The organism is Streptomyces sp. NPDC050264 (assembly GCF_040655895.1).
Lineage (GTDB): Bacteria > Actinomycetota > Actinomycetes > Streptomycetales > Streptomycetaceae > Streptomyces.
Map to the genome: position 1 here is coordinate 126,163 of NZ_JBFAKV010000001.1, position 16,202 is coordinate 142,364.

Sequence of the window (16,202 nt, forward strand, 5' to 3'; positions counted from 1 at the left end):
ACACGTTCCCCGTGCAGTGCGGGTACGTTCAGTGACGCCCCAGACCAGCGACCCCGGGAGCTCCACCCCATGACCACCGCCACATCCCGTCGCGGCGACAGCAGGATCAGTCCCGTCTTCCTCGGCATCGTCGCGGTCGCGGCCGTGTCCGGCTGGGCGGTGTGGACGGACTACGCCTCGCAGCCCGGCTTCGCCGTGTTCCTCTTCGTGACGGCGGCGTGGATCGTCTCCCTGTGCCTGCACGAGTACGCGCACGCGCGCACGGCGCTGCACAGCGGCGACATCTCGATCGGCGCGAAGGGCTATCTGACCCTGAACCCGCTGAAGTACACCCATGCCCTGCTCAGCATCGTGCTCCCGGTCCTCTTCGTGATCATGGGCGGGATCGGCCTGCCCGGCGGCGCGGTCTTCATCGAACGGGGCCGCATCCAGGGCCGCTGGAAGCACAGCCTGATCTCGGCGGCGGGGCCGCTGACGAACGTACTGTTCGCGATCGTCTGCACGGCACCGTTCTGGCTGCACGCGCTGGACGGGGTACCGGACACGTTCCGCTACGCGCTCGGATTCCTGGCGCTGCTGCAGGTGACGGCCGCGATCCTGAACTTCCTGCCGATCCCGGGGCTCGACGGGTACGGGGTCATCGAGCCCTGGCTGTCGTACGGCATCAAGCGGCAGGTGGAGCCGTTCGCACCGTTCGGGCTGCTCGCGGTCTTCGCGATCCTGTGGATCCCCGAGGTCAACGCGTATTTCTTCGACGCGATCAACGCGGTGCTGCGCTCGCTCGGCGTGACCGAGTGGGACACCTACTGGGGGCGCCAGTTCTACCAGTTCTGGCAGGGCACCCCGCAGATCCCGACCTTCACACAGCAGTAGTCGTCGACGACCCGGACCGCTCCGCCTTCTCGGCCTTGGCCTTGCGCACGTAGAACCACGTCATGTTCGACGTGATGCCCGCGATGAGGACCCACACGATCCCGAGGAAGCTGCCCTCTACGAAGGACACCACCGCCGCCGCGACAGCGAGGACGCAGACGACGAGGGCGAAAAGGGCGATGCGGGGCATGGGGTCGGCTCCAATACGGCACGGCTCGGTCTTCGCCGACCAGTGTCCCCCATGCCCCGCCGACGCCTGAAGGCGCCCTGAACGTACGGAAAGTATAAAGATTCGGTGTTATACGTCCGTGACGCGCAGGCCCGCGTGCGCCTTGTACCGGCGGTTGGTGGAGATGAGGTTCGCGACCAGGGATTCGACCTGGTGGGCGTTCCTCAGGCGGCCCGCGAAGACGCCGCGCATGCCGGGGATGCGGCCGGCCAGCGCCTGGACGAGGTCGGTGTCGGCGCGGACCTCACCGAGGACCATCACGTCCGTGTCGATCTCCTCGACCGCCGGGTCGGCGAGCAGCACGGCCGACAGATGGTGGAAGGCGGCCGTGACGCGCGAGTCGGGCAGCAGGGCGGCGGCCTGCTCGGCGGCGCTGCCCTCCTCGGGCTTGAGCGCGTACGCGCCCTTCTTGTCGAAGCCGAGCGGGTTGACGCAGTCGACGACGAGCTTGCCGGCGAGGTCCTCGCGCAGCGCCTCCAGGGTCGGGCCGTGCCCGTCCCAGGGCACGGCGACGATCACGATGTCGCTGCGCCGCGCGCACTCGGCGTTGTCGGCGCCCTCGATGCCCTGGCCCAGTTCGTCGGCGGCGGCGGCCGCGCGGTCGGCGGCGCGGGAGCCGATGATCACCTTCTGGCCCGCGCGGGCGAACCGGTAGGCGAGTCCCTTGCCCTGCGGTCCGGTGCCGCCGAGCACGCCGACGACGAGCCCGGACACGTCGGGCAGGTCCCAGGGGTCCTTGGCGGGGGCCTTCGGGGCGTTCTGTGCGCTGTCGGTACTGTCACTGGAAGTCATGGAGCGACCTTACTCAGCGGCGGTTCGGCCCGGTGAGAGCGGCCACGGGGATCCGCCGGAAGGTGATCGTCTCGTACGCGGAGAAGTCCCCGGTCTCGTAGAGCAGGCCGACGGTGTCGTCGTCGGCGCGGACGAGGTCGGAGTAGGCGGCGGGCAGCCCGTCGACGGTGTGGACGGGGCTCCAGGTGACGCCGCCGTCGAGGCTGCGGCGCACGGTCATCAGGGCGCGCAGGTCCGGGTCGGCGGGGCCCGCGAAGAGCAGCACGTCCGGGTCGCCGAGGTGCAGCAGGCTGCCCTCGACGACCGGTCCGACGAGGCCCGCCTGCGGCCGGAAGGGCTTGACCAGCCGTTCGCCGCCGTCCAGGGAGCAGGCGTCGGCGCGGGTGCCGGGGGCCGGTGAGTCGTTGCGGGTGTTGAAGTAGAGCCGCCCGTCGGGGAGTTGGGCGGCGGTCGTCTCGTTGGGGTTCATCAGGCCGTCGGTGGCGGCCGCCCCGTCGTCGACGTATCCGATGCGCCAGGTCGCGCCGTCGTCGTCGCTGAGCAGGCAGTGCCCGCCGTTGTACTTTCCCTCGGTCCCGGTGTCGCTGCCGGCCGGCGGCAGCGAGTGGTTGGCCGGGACGACGACGCGGCCTTCGCGGGTGAGCACGGCGTGGCCGGGCGTGGTGGCGTACCAGCGCCAGCTCGCCCTCTTGGTCTGCGCGGTGATCTCCCGTGCGGGCTTCCAGGTCAGCCCCGTGTCATCGCTGTACGTGACCCAGACGCGCCGTCCGTCGGCGGCCGTGACCCGCCCGCGACGGATGGCGTCCTCGGTGGCGGCGGCCGCGTTGCGCACGTGGACGAGCAGGACGCGTCCGGAGGCGAGGACGACGGGCGCCGGATTGCCCGCCAGATCACGGCCGTTGGAGGCGACGACCTGGAGCGGGCCCCAGCCGCGGCCGCCGTCCGTGGAGCGGCGCAGCACCAGGTCGATGTCGCCGCTGTCCGCGCTGGAGGCGCGCCGGGCCTCGCAGAAGGCGAGGAGTGTTCCGTCGGCGGCGGACACGACGGCCGGGATGCGGAAGCCGGCGTAGCCGTCCTGTCCGGCGCGGAACGGCACGGAGGTATCGGGGATCACCGGCGGCTCGGGCAACGCTCCTGTGGCGGGCATGCCCGCCATGCTTCCCGCCGGAAATAACTCCGGGTGAACTTCAGCCGTACGAGCGTTCTTCCGGCGAACGAGCCGAACACGGGCGACGGTTGAGGCACCATGCCACCCCATGGACGCCGTACGAGTAGCCCTGCTGCGCGAGGTCCTCGCCGGGACCGAGTGGCCCGCCGCCACCCGTCGCTTCGCCGGGGCGCTGCGCTCCTCGGTGGCGGCCCATGGCGGGGGGCTGCTGCTGGTGGGCTCCGCCGCGTACGAGCCGTGGCATCTCGCGGCGCACCTGGTGGACGAGGCTGCCTGGTCGGGCACCCCCGAGCTGGCCCCGACGCTGGTGCGGCACGCGGCGCGGCCCGAGGATCCGGCCCATCTGGCGGTCGGGCTCGGCCGGCTCGCGGCGGCCCGGCGCGGCGAGACGCTGCTCGTGGTGACGCCGGACACGGTGGGCGCGCCGCTCCTGGAGCGGGTGCACGACGCCCGCCGGGCCGGTGCGACGGTCCTCGCGCTCGACGCCGGCCCCGCGGGCAACGGCGATCTGCACGCCATGGCGCACGACGGGCTGACCGTGCCCGGCGACACCGACCTCGACCTCGACACGGTGCAGCACCTGGTCAGCGCGGCGGCCGGGGAGAACGCGGTGCCGGCCGCGCGCAGCCGCCGCGGCTTCCGCGACCGCCTGTCCCGCCTCGCGGACCACCTGACGGCGCCGCCACCCGCCCGCTGGTGACGGCGCGCCGGCAGCGGCCGCTACCCCTGGTCGTCCTCGCCGCGCGCCGACGCGTCGTGCCACCGCGGATCGTTCTCCCACTGGAGGTTCTTCTCCCGGGCGGTGGCCATCGCGTGCTCCGCCTCCTGGCGGGACGCGTACGGCCCGAACCGGTCCTTGGCGGGGCACTCGGGCCCCTCCTCGACCTTCTGGTGCTCCAGGCAGTAGTACCACTCGCCCGGCTTTCCGACGGTCCGCTTCTTGAACAGGGCCACATCGACTCCTCTCGTCAGGGCCATGGTCCCCCACGGCGCCTCGTTACACTCGCTGGCATGTCTGGCCAGTCGACGCAGTCGTCACCCACCGTCCTCGTACCGGGGGAGCAGTCCCCCATCCGTTCCGTGCCCGGAAACATCCGGCGCCCCGAGTACGTCGGCAAGCCCGCGCCGACGCCGTACAAGGGCCCGGAGGTCCAGACCCCGGAGACGGTCGAGGCGATGCGCGTCGCGGGCCGGATCGCCGCACGTGCCATGGCCGAGGCAGCGAAGGCGATCGCCCCGGGCGTCACCACGGACGAGCTGGACCGCGTCGCGCACGAGTACATGTGCGACCACGGTGCCTACCCCTCGACGCTCGGATATCGCGGTTTCCCCAAATCGCTCTGCACAAGCGTCAACGAGGTCATCTGCCACGGCATCCCCGACTCCACGGTGCTGCGCGAGGGCGACATCATCAACCTCGACGTGACGGCGTACATCGGCGGCGTGCACGGTGACAACAACGCCACGTATCTGGTGGGCGACCCGGAAAACACCGACGAGGAGTCGCGGCTGCTCGTCGAGCGCACCCGCGAGTCCCTGGAGCGGGCCATCAAGGCCGTGAAGCCGGGCCGCCAGATCAACATCATCGGCCGCGTCATCGAGTCGTACGCCAAGCGCTTCGGCTACGGCGTCGTGCGCGACTTCACCGGGCACGGCATCAACTCGTCGTTCCACTCGGGTCTGATCGTCCCGCACTACGACAGCCCGCACGCGACGACGGTGATCCAGCCCGGCATGACGTTCACGATCGAGCCGATGCTGACGCTCGGCACGTACGAGTACGACATGTGGGCCGACGGCTGGACCGTCGTCACCAAGGACCGTAAGCGGACGGCTCAGTTCGAGCACACGCTGGTGGTCACGGAGACGGGTACGGAGATCCTGACGCTGCCGTAGCCGGTCGCGTCCGTCCTCCGGCGCCTCCCCTGTCGCATGAGCCCGTCCCTTTCCGGGGCGGGCTCTTCGCGTGCGCCGTCCTACGTTCCCTTGATCGGAAAAGCGGGGTACGTTTTTACCGACAGGATGTCGGGAAGCCTGATATCTTAGGTAAGGCTAACCTACCTAGACCCCGTTGGCGGAGGCCTCATGGACACCCCGTTCTCCACTCTCATCCGCACCGCCTCGCACGAGCAGCACACGGAGGCGGAGACGTCCACGTTCATGAGCGACCTGCTCGGCGGCAGCCTCGGCGTGGACGCCTACGCGCGGTACACGGAGCAACTGTGGTTCGTCTACCGCGCACTTGAGGGCGGCATGGAGCGGCTGGCGGACGACCCGGTCGCGGGTCCGTTCATCCAGCCGGAACTGCTGCGCCTGCCCGAGCTGGAGCGTGACCTCGCGCATCTGCGGGGCGCCGGCTGGCGCGAGAAGGTCTCCGCGCTGCCGGCCACGGTGGCGTACGCGGCGCGGGTCGAGGAGTGCGCGGCGTCCTGGCCCGCCGGGTATGTGGCGCACCACTACACGCGCTACCTGGGCGATCTGTCGGGCGGCCAGATCATCCGCGACAAGGCGGAGCGCACGTGGGGGTTCGCGCGCAAGGGGGACGGCGTCCGGTTCTACGTGTTCGAGGGGGTCGGGAACCCCGCCGCGTTCAAGCGGGCGTATCGCGAGCTGCTCGACGGGATCGGCGTCGACGAGTTGGAGCAGCAGCGGGTTGTTGCTGAGTGCAAGGCTGCTTTCGCTTTGAACACGGCCGTGTTCCGGGCGCTCGGTGAGGAGTTTTCCGCGGCCGCGTAAGGCGCACCGTTACGGGGCTCCGCCCCGGACCCCGCTCCTCAATCGCCGGAGGGGCTCAGTCGGAGGGGCTCAGTCGGCGGGGCCTGAAAGGCGTACCCGGCCGCCCACCTCGATCAAGCCCTCCGGCTGCGGGGCCGTCAGGATCTGTGAGCCCCGGCCCTGGTGGATGTTGAGGGCCCGGTCCAGGTGGGCGGTCAGCAGGAGTGCGGCCGCGCCCGTCGCCTCGTCCTCCGTGATGCCGTCGTCGCGGCCCGGGAACCCGCGGGCCCTGATCCGGCCCGCGGCCTCGTCCTCCCAGGCCCAGGCGTAGATCCACTCCCCCGACGGCGGCACCGGCAGCGCGTCCACCTCCGCAGCCGAGCCGAACTGCCGCAGCGTGCGCGGCGGGGCCCATTCGGGGCGGGCCTCGATCCAGCTGAACTCGCCGTCGAGGCGGGCCCCGACGACGCCGGCGGGGACGACCAGTTCGGGGACGTCGAGCAGCCAGGCGGTGCCGACGCAGGGGTGCCCGGCGAAGGGGAGGCGCAGGGTCGGCGTGTAGATGTCGATGACGCCGCGCTCGGGGTCGTCGACGAACACCGTCTCGCTGAAGCCCAACTTGCCCGCGAAGGCCTGCCGTTGCGCCCTGCCGGGCACGTCGGCTCCCTCACGCACGACTCCGAGCCCGTTGCCGTGGCGGCCGTCGGGCCCGCAGAACACGTTCAGTACGTCGTAGTCCGAGTAGTCCAAGTAGCGCACCGGAAAAGTGAACCACGCACGCACCGACCGCCGCTTGACTGCCCCTTGACCGTCCTCTGGGTCGCCCGAGGGTCGCTTGTATCCGTGGCGCGACCAGGCGGTTTTCATGAGAGGTGAATCACGGTGCCGGCGGGTAGTACTTAGGCAAGCCTCATATAAGTTAGGGCCGCCTTAGCAGAAGCTGTGCACTTCCTTTGGAGCCCCCATGCGAGCCGTTCGCCTCTCTGTCGCCACCGCCGTCGCCGCGGTGGCGGCCCTGACCGCTGTCACGGGTTGCACCGAGAAGAGCGACGCCAAGGGTGGCTCCGGCGCCATCAAGGTGACCGCCACCGACGACAGCTGCGAGGTCTCGAAGACCCGGTTCCCCGCCGGACACGTCGAGTTGGCCGTCGAGAACAAGGGCTCGCGCGTCACCGAGGTCGAGATCCTCTTCCCCGACGACCGCATCGTCTCCGAGCGCGAGAACATCGGCCCCGGCACCAAGCACACCCTGACCGCCGAGGTGAAGAGCGGCGACTACCGGATCGCCTGCATCCCCGGCATGAAGGGCACGGGCCACCGCCAGGACGTCAAGGTCACCGGCGGCAAGGTCGCCCAGCGCGACCCGAAGCTGGACAAGGCGGTCGCCGACTACCGCGCCTACGCCCAGACGCAGGCCGACGAGACGCTGCCCCGGGTGAAGACCTTCACGGACGCGGTCCGCAAGGGCGATCTGGCCGCCGCCAAGAAGGCGTACGCGCCCTCGCGCATCGGCTGGGAGCGCACCGAGCCGGTCGCCGAGTCGTTCGGCAACATCGACCCGAAGACCGACGCCCGCGCCGACGGCCTCGAAGAGGGTCAGAAGTGGACCGGCTGGCACCGCCTGGAGAAGGCGCTGTGGCAGGACAAGAAGATCGGCGGGGCCGAGAAGTCCCTCGCCACGCAGCTCGACAAGGACCTCACCAGCTGGCAGCAGCGCGTCGGCAAGGCCGAGATCACCCCGACCTCGATGGCCAACGGCGCCAAGGAGCTCCTCGACGAGGTCGCCACCGGCAAGGTCACCGGCGAGGAGGAGCGCTACTCGCACACCGACCTCGTCGACTTCAAGGCCAACGTCGAGGGCGCCGAGAAGGCGTACGACCTGCTCAAGCCGGTCGCCTCGAAGAACGACCCGGCGCTGGCCAAGGAGCTCGACAAGCAGTTCGCCGCGCTCGACAAGCTCCTCGACACCTACCGCCAGGACAAGCACGAGGACGCGGACTCGTACGTCTTCATCTCCTACGACAAGGTCGGCAAGGCGGACCAGAAGGAGCTGTCCGACGCCGTCAACGCTCTCGCGGAGCCGCTGTCGAAGCTGGCCGCCGCCGTCGTCAAGTAGCCACCACGTGAGCGAAGAGAACACAGAGGGCCCCGCCATGACGGACAACTCCCCTGCCCCGTCCAGGCGTTCACTGCTCGCTGTCGGCGGCGCCGGGCTCGCGCTCGGCGCCGCGGCCACGGGTGGCGCCGTCGCACTGACCCGTTCGGACGGCGACGACATGCGGCCCGCCGCCGAGTCGGGCGGCGCGGTGCCGTTCCACGGCGCGCACCAGGCCGGCATCGCCACCGCCGTGCAGGACCGGCTGCACTTCGCGGCGTTCGACGTGAAGACGGACGACCGCGAGGAGTTCGTACAGCTCCTGAAGGACTGGACGAAGGCCGCCGCGCTGATGACCGAGGGGCGCGCGGTCGGCGACGGCGCGTACGGCGGACTCGCCGAGGCGCCGCCGGACGACACCGGCGAGGCGCTCGGCCTCAAGCCCTCCCGGCTCACGCTGACGATCGGCTTCGGGCCCTCGCTCTTCGAGTCGTACGGGACGACGTTCGGGATAGCCGGGCGGCGGCCCGAGGCGCTGGTGGAGCTGCCGAAGTTCCCCGGCGACAACCTCGACAGGGCCCGCAGCGGCGGCGACCTGTGCGTGCAGGCCTGCGCCGACGATCCGCAGGTCGCCGTGCACGCCATCCGCAATCTGGCCCGGATCGGCTTCGGCAAGGTCGCCATCCGCTGGTCGCAGCTCGGCTTCGGCAAGACGTCGTCGACGACCCCGGACGCGCAGACCCCTCGTAACCTGATGGGCTTCAAGGACGGCACCCGCAACATCGCGGGCACCGAGACGAAGCGGCTCGACGAGCACGTGTGGGTGACCGACGCCGGGTGGATGCGCGGCGGTTCGTACCTGGTCGCCCGGCGCATCCGGATGAACATCGAGACCTGGGACCGTACGTCGCTGCAGGAGCAGGAGGACGTGTTCGGCCGCGACAAGGGCAAGGGCGCACCGGTCGGCAAGGCCCACGAGCGCGACGAGCCGTTCCTCAAGGCGATGAAACCGGACGCTCATGTGCGGCTCGCGCACCCCGACACCAACCACGGCGCGACGATCCTGCGCCGCGGCTACTCGTTCACCGACGGCACGGACGGCCTGGGCCGCCTGGACGCCGGGCTGTTCTTCCTCGCGTACCAGAAGGACGTGCGCGAGGGGTTCATCCCGGTGCAGCGGAGCCTGTCGTCGGGCGACGCGCTCAACGAGTACATCCAGCACGTGGGTTCGGCGGTGTTCGCGGTCCCGCCGGGGGTGCGGGACGGCAAGGAGTGGTGGGGCCGCGGCCTCTTCGAGAACACAGAGCACGCAGAGAACGGGGCCTGAGGGATGTTCGCGAACTATCTGATCGGTCTGCGCGAGGGGCTCGAAGCGAGCCTCATCGTCTGCATCCTCGTCGCGTACCTGGTGAAGACGGACCGCAGAGACGCCCTGAAGCCGGTGTGGCTGGGGGTCGGTGCCGCCGTGTTCGTGGCGCTGGCGTTCGGCGCGGGTCTGGAGTTCGGCTCGCAGGAGATGACGTTCAAGGCGCAGGAGGCGCTCGGCGGTTCGCTGTCGATCGTCGCCGTCGGCCTGGTGACGTGGATGGTGTTCTGGATGCGGCGCACCGCCCGGCACCTGAAGACCGAGCTGGGCGACAGACTGGAGACGGCGCTGCGCACGGGCACGGCCGCGCTGGTCGTCACGGCGTTCCTCGCCGTCGGCCGGGAGGGCCTGGAGACGTCGCTGTTCGTATGGACGGCGGTGCACGCCACCAGCAACGGCACGATGGAGCCGGTGGCCGGCGCGCTGCTCGGCCTGGCCACGGCGGTGCTGCTCGGCTGGCTGTTCTACCGGGGCGCGCTCAGGATCAACCTGGCGAAGTTCTTCACGTGGACCGGCGCCATGCTGGTCGTCGTGGCCGCGGGCGTCCTCGCGTACGGCTTCCACGACCTTCAGGAGGCCGACTTCATCGGCGGCCTGAACAACCTGGCGTTCGACATCAGCGGCACGATCGCCCCCGACGGCTGGCTGGGCACGCTCCTGAAGGGCGTCCTCAACTTCCAGCCCGACCCGACGGTCCTCCAAGTCGTCGTCTGGCTCGTGTACTTGGTGCCGACACTGGCGCTGTTCTTCGCGCCGCCCGGACTGCTGTCCCGCAGGGGCGAGGCACTGCGCGCTTCTTCTTCCCGGTAGGGTTCGGCCCCGGGAAGGGGAAGGTGAGAGCAACGTCATGAGCGAGGTCAGGATCGGGCTCGGCAGACCCGTCGCGGCGGCGGCAGCGGCGGTCGTGCTGTCCCTCACGGCGAGCGGCTGCGTGACCGTGCACGGAGAGCTCGAGGTCGTCCCCACGACCACGAAGGCGCAGGCCGCACGCGCCCTGGACACCTTCGTCGCCGCGTACAACAAGGCGGACAGAACGAACGACCGGGACGCCGACGCGAAGTACGTCACCGGGGCGCTCGGCGCGATCGACGCGGCCAAGCTGAAGGCGGGCCACGTGGTGAGCCCCAAGGGCAACCCGAAGTACGCGCAGCTGAAGCTCACCGATGCCCACTTCACGATCCCGAAGAAGGCCGGCTGGCCGCGCTGGTTCGTCGTCGACAGCGACAACAGCCGGGTCCCCGACTCCCGCTGGGTCATGGTCTTCACCCGCAACGCCGTCGACGAGCCGTGGGCGGTCTCGTATCTGACGCTGTTCAGGGGCGACACCGTCCCCGAGTTCAAGAAGGACGCGGACGGCTGGGGCGAGGCCGTCTCCCCCGACGCCAAGGGGCTCGCGATGCGCCCCGCCGACCTGAGCGAGAAGTACACCGGGTATCTCAAGGACGGTGGCGACGGATTCGCGGACGGGGCGAACACCTCCGAATGGCGCGCGTCCCGGCAGAAGAGCACCCGGCCCGGCCTCGCCACGCAGTTCATCGACGAACCGCTCACGTCCGGTGACTACGCGCCGGTCGCGCTGCGCACCGAGGACGGCGGGGCGCTCGCCTTCTTCACGACGCGGCGCTACGAGAAGCAGACCGCGTCGCCGGGCAGTGATCTGCCCACGATCAGCCCGAGCGTGAAGGCGCTGATGTCCGGCGACGCGAAGCAGTCCGCGACGTACGGGTACGTGTCGAACCAGGCTGCGATTGTTCCGGCGGCCGGTTCCGCGGGGGGTGGGGTGCGGGTGTTGAACCGGGTCGAGGGGATTACTACTGCTGAGGGGTCCTGACCTCTTGCGGCGTTGACGTGGGCGTCACGGGGCTCTGCCCCGGACCCCGCTCCTCAAGCTCCGGAGGGGCTTGATCCGGCGGGGCTCGATTGCTACCAGGCCGACGTGTAGTCCGGTTCCGCTCCCGCGTGGCGGGCGCAGGCGTCGGTGAGTGTTTCCAGCAGGGTCAGCGGGTCCGGCAGGGGGTGCTCAGGTCCGCGCAGCCAGTCCACCGAGCGGTCGGCGGGGAGCCGGGCCGGGGGGACCAGGACGTACGAGCCGCGGCAGTGCCAGCGCAGGCCGGGGTGCTCGTCCATGGTCTCGGGGTGGCAGTCCAGCTCGCAGGGCCACCACTCGTCCTCATCCTCGGGCGTACCGCGCGTCGCCGTGAAGAAGAGCATGCGGTCGCCGCCGGACTCGGCCACGGGGCCGACGTCGATGCCCTGCGACAGCAGGCGCTCCAGCGCCTCGCGGCCGGCTTCCAGCGGTACGTCCAGGACGTCGTGGACCATGCCGGTCGCGGTGATGAAGTTGGCCTGCGGCTGATGCCTGGCCCAGCGCTCGATCTGCGCGCGGTCCGTCGTGGACTGGGTCTGCCAGGCGAAGGAGACGGGGTGCCGGCCGGGCGTCGGACAGCCGATGCGGTTGCAGGAACATCGGTAGTCGGAGGGGTAGGCGGCCGGTGCCAGCGGCAGTCCGGCGGCGGCAGCGGCGAGCAACAGGGACTCCCGGTCGACGTCGGCCGTGGACTCCTTCGGGCCCCTGCCCGACTTCAGCCACTGGGCGAACCTGCCAAGCCCCGTACGTGCGCCGTCACCGTGCTCCGCGCCCATCTATCCCCTCACCACACCATCGCCGTCGTGCCGGGCCCGGGTGAACCCCGGGCCCCCATGGTCGCACCATCCTGCTTCCCGGGAGGCCACAGGGTGTCATTGCCAGATTTGCGCGCATTTGTCTGCCTACCTTGTTCGCCATGGTCACCCTCGCCAGCAGGACCGTGCCGGTCGTCGCCGCCTCCGGCGCCCTCTCCCTGGCCGTTCTGGCCTTCGCGTTCCCGCTGGACTCCGGCAGCGAGAGGACGCCGACAGCGGACGCCCTGCCCCGCGTCACGTACACGGCACACCGGGGCGGCGCCCTGGAGGTGCCGGAGAACAGCACGTCGGGGCTGGCGGCGGCGCTCCGACGGGGCACCGCCCAGGTCCTCGACTTCGATACGAGGATGCTGCGCGACGGCACCCTCGTCGTCATGCACGACCCGACCCTGGACCGGACGACCTACTCGCGGGGCCCGGTGGGCGCACTGGACCGGGCGCGATGGGAGGGCGTACTGGTGCGGCCGAAGACGTCACTGCCGGGCATCTGGCTCCCGGAGCAGGTGCCGACGGTCGCGGAGGTGCTCGACCGGTTCGGCGGCCGGAGCGTACTGATGCTGGAGGCCAAGGACCCCCGGAGCCTCGTCGGGCTCGCCCGGCTGATCCGCGCCCGCGGCCTGACCCGCTCGGTGCTGGTCAACTCCAACCTCCCGGCCGTCGCCGAGCGCGCGCACCGGCTCGGCCTGATCTCCCAACTGTGGCGCTCCGCCCAGCAGATGAGGTTCGACCGGCCCGAGGACTGGGCCCGCTACGTCGATGTCCTGGACATGGACTACAAGGCGCGTGACGTGGATCTCGTACGGGCCGTCAGGTCCGGGGTGCCGCGCGTGTGGGCGCACACCGTGAACACGCCGGGCGAGCGGGACCGGGTGCTGCGCCTGGGCTGCAACGGGGTCATCACGGACGCGCCGGGCCTGCTCGCGGCTACGCCCCGGGCCTCGGGCGGGCGCTGATCCCGTAGAGGGCGTACTCGACGAGCTTGTCGGCGTACGCGTGGTCGAGCGGGCCCGTGAGCTGCAGCCAGCGCTGGGCGAGCGGCGAGACGAAGAGGTCGCGGGCGATCCCGGGGTCCACGTCCGCGCGGATGTCGCCCGCGTCCTGGGCGGCGCGCAGCCGGGCGACGTACAGGTCGAGCCCGGGCATGAGGAGCCTGGCGATGAACTCCTCGGCGAACTCGGAGTTGGCGACCCCCTCGGCGGCGAGCGCGCGGGCCGGAGCGTCGAAGCGGGGGTCCTGGAGCTCGTCGATGGTGGCGCGCAGCACCAGCTTGAGGTCGGCCTCCAGGTCGCCGGTGTCGGGGAGGCCGGCCGCGTCGATGGGGGCGTCGGGGTGGTTCTCGGCGGCGGTCCGCGCGTTCTGCTCGTTGAGGTCGACGAAGGCCTCCATGAGGACCTCGGCCTTCGAGCCCCACCAGCGGTAGATCGTCTGCTTGCCGACGCCGGCGCGGGCGGCGATGCCCTCGATGGTCGTGCGGGGGTAGCCGATCTCGCCGACCAGGGCGAGGGCGGCGTCGTAGATCGCGCGGCGCGAACGCTCGCTGCGGCGGGTGGAGTCGGGGGCCGTCTTCTTCGGGGTCCGGCTGGTCGTGGCTGACATGGTTCGAATGTAGCAGCGCGCGAGGCGAGACGTCCCGTCTCGATACATCTTGACAAGACGGTACGTCTCGTTCAAAGTGGGGAGCGTCAACTTGGCGAGACGATACGTATCGTCAAGCCTCAGGAGCGGCGGAGAACGGCAGAGGAGTACGTCATGACCCGAGGTGGAGCAGGCGGCATGCTGGGCGTCGGCGGTACCCGTCGCACGCTCTCCCGCAAGGCGCTGCGCGGCGGCGGCCGGAGCGGCCAAGTGGGCGGCGGTGGCACCGATCCCGTGGCACAGAAGCGGGAGCTGTTGCGGAAGTTGCAGGAGAGGCGCGGCACCGACGACGTCTCGTGACCCGGTACCCGACGGGAACCACCCGTTCGGTGCACAGCCCCGAGGGCTCCTCCGACCGCACCATGGGCGCAACAGACCCTGCGGTCGTGAGGAGCCCTCATTGCGTATCTCGTACTCCGGGTGTTCCGTCGAACGGCACGCCACACCCCGGCGCTATCTGATGTGCCCACCGGCACACTTCAAAGTCACCTACTCGATCAACCCGTGGATGGACCCGGCGAAACCCGTCGACGTCCCGCTCGCCGTGGCGCAGTGGGAGGACCTGCGCGACCGGTACCGCGCGCTCGGCCACACCGTGGAGGTGCTCGACCCGCGGCCCGCGCTGCCCGACATGGTCTTCGCCGCGAACGGGGCGACCGTGGTGGACGGGCGGGTGCTCGGGGCGCGGTTCGCGTACCCGGAGCGGGAGCCGGAGGCCGCCGCCCACCTGGACTGGTTCCGTGCGCACGGGTACGCCGACGTGCACGAACCCGCGCACGTCAACGAGGGCGAGGGCGACTTCGCCGTCACCGCGTCGTACCTGCTCGCGGGGCGCGGGTTCCGGGCCTCGCCGCTGTCGCACGGGGAGGCGCAGGAGTTCTTCGCGCGGCCGGTCATCGGGCTCGATCTGGTGAACCCGCGCTTCTACCACCTGGACACGGCGCTGGCCGTCCTGGACGACGCGGCGGACGAGGTCATGTACTACCCGGCGGCGTTCTCGGCGGGGAGCCGGGAGGTGCTGCGGCGGCTGTTCCCCGACGCGCTGATCGCCGAGGAGCCCGACGCGGTCGCCTTCGGCCTGAACTCGGTCTCCGACGGGCGGAACGTGCTGGTGCCGCAGGGCGCGGTCGGACTCTTCGGGCCGCTCAGGGAACGGGGGTTCGTGCCGGTCTCCATGGACCTGTCGGAGCTGCTGAAGGGGGGCGGGAGCGTGAAGTGCTGCACGCTCGAACTCCGCTGAGCCGGTTGCCCTAAGGCCAATGCCGTTGCGTTACGGGCGATCTTGCCCTTCGTCGCCCCAGGCTCATGAACCGCCGTGGCACGGTGGACTCCTGCGGTTCTTGAGAATGACACCAGGATGCGCGCCGCGCCTTCGCTCGGGGGTGCACGCACCAAGATCGCGGCTAAGGCAACGGCATTGGCCCTAAGGCCTGTCTTCACACTCCCCTCGTCGCCCGGAGGGCGGCCCGGCGGCGTTCGGTGCGTGCTCTCGGCGGGCCGGGTGCAGGGCCTCGTTCGGGGCGTACTCGGCTTTGCGCCCGGCGCGGCGAGAGTGCGTGCCGGGCGGCGCCGGGCAGAGGGGAATTTGGCGACAGGCCCTAAGGAGTCCAGCCGTCTCCCCAGTCCGCGTCGCGGGCCGCCTTGTAGGCGTCCCCGTGCTTCTTCGTCACCGTCGTCCGGGTCAGGGCGCCCTGCGGTACGCAGAGGTCCAGGAGCACCTGGCCCTTGCGGATCTGGGGGCGCCTGACCACCCGGGCCGGGACCGGGGCCGGGGGGAAGCGGGTCGCGGCCACGTAGGAGAACTTCTCGTCCTCGTACGCCAGTGAGCCGCCCTTGACCTGGCGGTGCAGGGACGAGCGGCTGACCCGGGCCGAGAAGTGGCACCAGTCCTCGCCCGGGGTGATCGGGCAGGGGGCGCTGTGCGGGCAGGGCGCCGCGACGTGGAAGCCCGCGGCGATCAGCCGGTCGCGGGCCCCGATGATCCGGGCGTAGCCGTCGGGGGTGCCGGGTTCGATGACGACGACGGCATCCGTGGCGGCCTCGGCCGCGGCGTCGACCACCGCGGCCCGGTCGGCGTCCGTCAGTTCCTTCAGGACGTACGAGATCGTCACCAGGCCGACGGCGTCGAAGGGCCGGTGGGAGCCGATGCGCGCGCGTTCCCAGCTGACCGACTCCTTCAACTGGCCGTCCGCCGCGGCCAGTTCGCGGCCGAGTGCCAGCGCCGCCTCCGACCAGTCGAGGACCGTCGTCGGGCGCGGCGCGGGCCACACCGCGCGGGCCGCCCAGACCGCCGCGCCGGTGCCGCCGCCGATGTCGAGGTGGCCGGCCGGCGTCCAGTCGGCCGGCGCCGCGGCGGCGAGCGCGTCGAGGGAGGAGGCGACCGCCTCGAACGTGGCCGGCATCCGGTACGCCGCGTACGCCGCGACGTCCGCCCGGTCGCGCAGGATCGGCGCGTCGGTCGGGGTGGTGCCCCGGTAGTTCGCGATGAGCCGCTCCACGGCCCGGGCCGCCTGCGTGGGCGGGAGGCCGTCGAGGAGAGCGGCGAGGGCCGAGCGCAGGGTGTCCGCGGGCTCGGTGGAAGCGGCGGCGGGCGAAGAGGGGTCGATCGGGGCGTTCACCCGGACGATGTTAGAGGGCCGGGGCCCCC

The 16,202-nt window shown here is 71.1% G+C and carries 19 protein-coding genes; 11 read left to right on the plus strand and 8 right to left on the minus strand.

Translation table 11 applies throughout. The features are described from left to right. Positions 1-69: 69 nt before the first annotated feature. Positions 70-873, plus strand: a complete 804-nt coding sequence (locus tag AB0J02_RS00560; protein ID WP_363191308.1) for a site-2 protease family protein — start codon at positions 70-72, stop codon at positions 871-873. Here AB0J02_RS00560 and AB0J02_RS00565 read toward each other — a convergent pair. The 3 genes from AB0J02_RS00565 to AB0J02_RS00575 form a co-directional block, all read right to left on the minus strand. Next, a complete protein-coding gene (locus tag AB0J02_RS00565; RefSeq protein WP_363191309.1) occupies positions 860-1,063 on the minus strand; it encodes a hypothetical protein in 204 nt (67 codons plus the stop codon). The two genes, AB0J02_RS00560 and AB0J02_RS00565, sit on opposite strands and share 14 nt — an antisense overlap. Positions 1,064-1,171: 108 nt before the next feature. After that, on the minus strand, positions 1,172-1,894 hold the full coding sequence (gene npdG / locus AB0J02_RS00570) for an NADPH-dependent F420 reductase (protein WP_363191310.1): 723 nt from the start codon (positions 1,892-1,894) through the stop codon (positions 1,172-1,174). A 13-nt stretch (positions 1,895-1,907) separates the two neighbouring features. Beyond that, a complete protein-coding gene (locus AB0J02_RS00575) occupies positions 1,908-3,041 on the minus strand; it encodes a sialidase family protein (RefSeq protein WP_363191311.1) in 1,134 nt (377 codons plus the stop codon). 109 nt (positions 3,042-3,150) lie between these two features. Here AB0J02_RS00575 and AB0J02_RS00580 point away from each other — a divergent pair, with 109 nt between their 5' ends. After that, positions 3,151-3,762 (plus strand): hypothetical protein, encoded by a 612-nt coding sequence (locus AB0J02_RS00580; RefSeq protein WP_363191312.1) that lies wholly within the window; start codon positions 3,151-3,153, stop codon positions 3,760-3,762. A gap of 20 nt (positions 3,763-3,782) precedes the next feature. Here AB0J02_RS00580 and AB0J02_RS00585 read toward each other — a convergent pair whose 3' ends face one another. Next, positions 3,783-4,016, minus strand: a complete 234-nt coding sequence (locus AB0J02_RS00585; protein WP_363191735.1) for a hypothetical protein — start codon at positions 4,014-4,016, stop codon at positions 3,783-3,785. A 57-nt stretch (positions 4,017-4,073) separates the two neighbouring features. Here AB0J02_RS00585 and map point away from each other — a divergent pair, with 57 nt between their 5' ends. Beyond that, positions 4,074-4,958: a type I methionyl aminopeptidase gene (gene map / locus AB0J02_RS00590; RefSeq protein ID WP_363191313.1), complete on the plus strand. Its 885-nt coding sequence runs from the start codon at positions 4,074-4,076 to the stop codon at positions 4,956-4,958. Positions 4,959-5,147: 189 nt separating this feature from the next. Then, complete coding sequence (locus tag AB0J02_RS00595; RefSeq protein ID WP_363191314.1) at positions 5,148-5,798, plus strand: biliverdin-producing heme oxygenase; 651 nt, start codon at positions 5,148-5,150, stop codon at positions 5,796-5,798. 69 nt (positions 5,799-5,867) lie between these two features. Here the strand turns inward: AB0J02_RS00595 and AB0J02_RS00600 are convergent, their stop codons facing one another. Beyond that, a complete protein-coding gene (locus AB0J02_RS00600) occupies positions 5,868-6,527 on the minus strand; it encodes a PhzF family phenazine biosynthesis protein (RefSeq protein ID WP_363191736.1) in 660 nt (219 codons plus the stop codon). 214 nt (positions 6,528-6,741) lie between these two features. Here AB0J02_RS00600 and efeO point away from each other — a divergent pair, with 214 nt between their 5' ends. Genes efeO through AB0J02_RS00620 form a run of 4 tightly spaced genes read left to right on the plus strand, consistent with a single transcriptional unit; the run spans position 6,742 to position 11,069 of the window. After that, positions 6,742-7,893: an iron uptake system protein EfeO gene (gene efeO, locus AB0J02_RS00605; protein ID WP_363191315.1), complete on the plus strand. Its 1,152-nt coding sequence runs from the start codon at positions 6,742-6,744 to the stop codon at positions 7,891-7,893. A 37-nt stretch (positions 7,894-7,930) separates the two neighbouring features. Beyond that, positions 7,931-9,199, plus strand: a complete 1,269-nt coding sequence (gene efeB, locus AB0J02_RS00610; protein WP_363191737.1) for an iron uptake transporter deferrochelatase/peroxidase subunit — start codon at positions 7,931-7,933, stop codon at positions 9,197-9,199. Positions 9,200-9,202: 3 nt separating this feature from the next. Next, positions 9,203-10,048 carry an iron uptake transporter permease EfeU gene (gene efeU / locus AB0J02_RS00615; protein ID WP_363191316.1) on the plus strand — a complete coding sequence of 282 codons (846 nt, stop codon included), beginning with the start codon at positions 9,203-9,205 and terminating at the stop codon, positions 10,046-10,048. 37 nt (positions 10,049-10,085) lie between these two features. Continuing rightward, complete coding sequence (locus tag AB0J02_RS00620) at positions 10,086-11,069, plus strand: hypothetical protein (RefSeq protein WP_363191317.1); 984 nt, start codon at positions 10,086-10,088, stop codon at positions 11,067-11,069. 92 nt (positions 11,070-11,161) lie between these two features. Here AB0J02_RS00620 and AB0J02_RS00625 read toward each other — a convergent pair whose 3' ends face one another. Then, positions 11,162-11,881, minus strand: a complete 720-nt coding sequence (locus AB0J02_RS00625; protein WP_363191318.1) for a bifunctional DNA primase/polymerase — start codon at positions 11,879-11,881, stop codon at positions 11,162-11,164. Between the two features lie 131 nt (positions 11,882-12,012). Here AB0J02_RS00625 and AB0J02_RS00630 point away from each other — a divergent pair, with 131 nt between their 5' ends. Then, positions 12,013-12,873 (plus strand): glycerophosphodiester phosphodiesterase, encoded by an 861-nt coding sequence (locus AB0J02_RS00630; protein WP_363191319.1) that lies wholly within the window; start codon positions 12,013-12,015, stop codon positions 12,871-12,873. Here the strand turns inward: AB0J02_RS00630 and AB0J02_RS00635 are convergent. Continuing rightward, a complete protein-coding gene (locus tag AB0J02_RS00635; protein WP_363191320.1) occupies positions 12,845-13,516 on the minus strand; it encodes a TetR/AcrR family transcriptional regulator in 672 nt (223 codons plus the stop codon). The two genes, AB0J02_RS00630 and AB0J02_RS00635, sit on opposite strands and share 29 nt — an antisense overlap. A 153-nt stretch (positions 13,517-13,669) precedes the next feature. Between AB0J02_RS00635 and AB0J02_RS00640 the strand changes: the two genes are divergently transcribed. Together AB0J02_RS00640 and ddaH are read left to right on the plus strand one after the other, a co-directional pair. Beyond that, on the plus strand, positions 13,670-13,855 hold the full coding sequence (locus AB0J02_RS00640; RefSeq protein ID WP_363191321.1) for a DUF6243 family protein: 186 nt from the start codon (positions 13,670-13,672) through the stop codon (positions 13,853-13,855). Positions 13,856-14,015: 160 nt separating this feature from the next. Further along, positions 14,016-14,795 (plus strand): dimethylargininase, encoded by a 780-nt coding sequence (ddaH, locus tag AB0J02_RS00645; RefSeq protein WP_363191738.1) that lies wholly within the window; start codon positions 14,016-14,018, stop codon positions 14,793-14,795. A gap of 358 nt (positions 14,796-15,153) precedes the next feature. Here ddaH and AB0J02_RS00650 read toward each other — a convergent pair whose 3' ends face one another. Further along, the gene (locus AB0J02_RS00650) at positions 15,154-16,173 is read right to left on the minus strand and encodes a small ribosomal subunit Rsm22 family protein (protein WP_363191322.1); all 1,020 of its coding nucleotides are present in this window, start codon (positions 16,171-16,173) and stop codon (positions 15,154-15,156) included. Between the last annotated feature and the right edge of the window lie 29 nt (positions 16,174-16,202).

Coding starts and splice junctions, on each gene's coding strand:
- AB0J02_RS00560 (WP_363191308.1), top strand. CDS start 70: ATGACCACCGCCACATCCCGTCGCGGCGACAGCAGGATCAGTCCCGTC.
- AB0J02_RS00565 (WP_363191309.1), bottom strand. CDS start 1,063: ATGCCCCGCATCGCCCTTTTCGCCCTCGTCGTCTGCGTCCTCGCTGTC.
- npdG (WP_363191310.1), bottom strand. CDS start 1,894: ATGACTTCCAGTGACAGTACCGACAGCGCACAGAACGCCCCGAAGGCC.
- AB0J02_RS00575 (WP_363191311.1), bottom strand. CDS start 3,041: ATGCCCGCCACAGGAGCGTTGCCCGAGCCGCCGGTGATCCCCGATACC.
- AB0J02_RS00580 (WP_363191312.1), top strand. CDS start 3,151: ATGGACGCCGTACGAGTAGCCCTGCTGCGCGAGGTCCTCGCCGGGACC.
- map (WP_363191313.1), top strand. CDS start 4,074: ATGTCTGGCCAGTCGACGCAGTCGTCACCCACCGTCCTCGTACCGGGG.
- AB0J02_RS00595 (WP_363191314.1), top strand. CDS start 5,148: ATGGACACCCCGTTCTCCACTCTCATCCGCACCGCCTCGCACGAGCAG.
- efeO (WP_363191315.1), top strand. CDS start 6,742: ATGCGAGCCGTTCGCCTCTCTGTCGCCACCGCCGTCGCCGCGGTGGCG.
- efeB (WP_363191737.1), top strand. CDS start 7,931: ATGACGGACAACTCCCCTGCCCCGTCCAGGCGTTCACTGCTCGCTGTC.
- efeU (WP_363191316.1), top strand. CDS start 9,203: ATGTTCGCGAACTATCTGATCGGTCTGCGCGAGGGGCTCGAAGCGAGC.
- AB0J02_RS00620 (WP_363191317.1), top strand. CDS start 10,086: ATGAGCGAGGTCAGGATCGGGCTCGGCAGACCCGTCGCGGCGGCGGCA.
- AB0J02_RS00625 (WP_363191318.1), bottom strand. CDS start 11,881: ATGGGCGCGGAGCACGGTGACGGCGCACGTACGGGGCTTGGCAGGTTC.
- AB0J02_RS00635 (WP_363191320.1), bottom strand. CDS start 13,516: ATGTCAGCCACGACCAGCCGGACCCCGAAGAAGACGGCCCCCGACTCC.
- AB0J02_RS00640 (WP_363191321.1), top strand. CDS start 13,670: ATGACCCGAGGTGGAGCAGGCGGCATGCTGGGCGTCGGCGGTACCCGT.
- ddaH (WP_363191738.1), top strand. CDS start 14,016: ATGTGCCCACCGGCACACTTCAAAGTCACCTACTCGATCAACCCGTGG.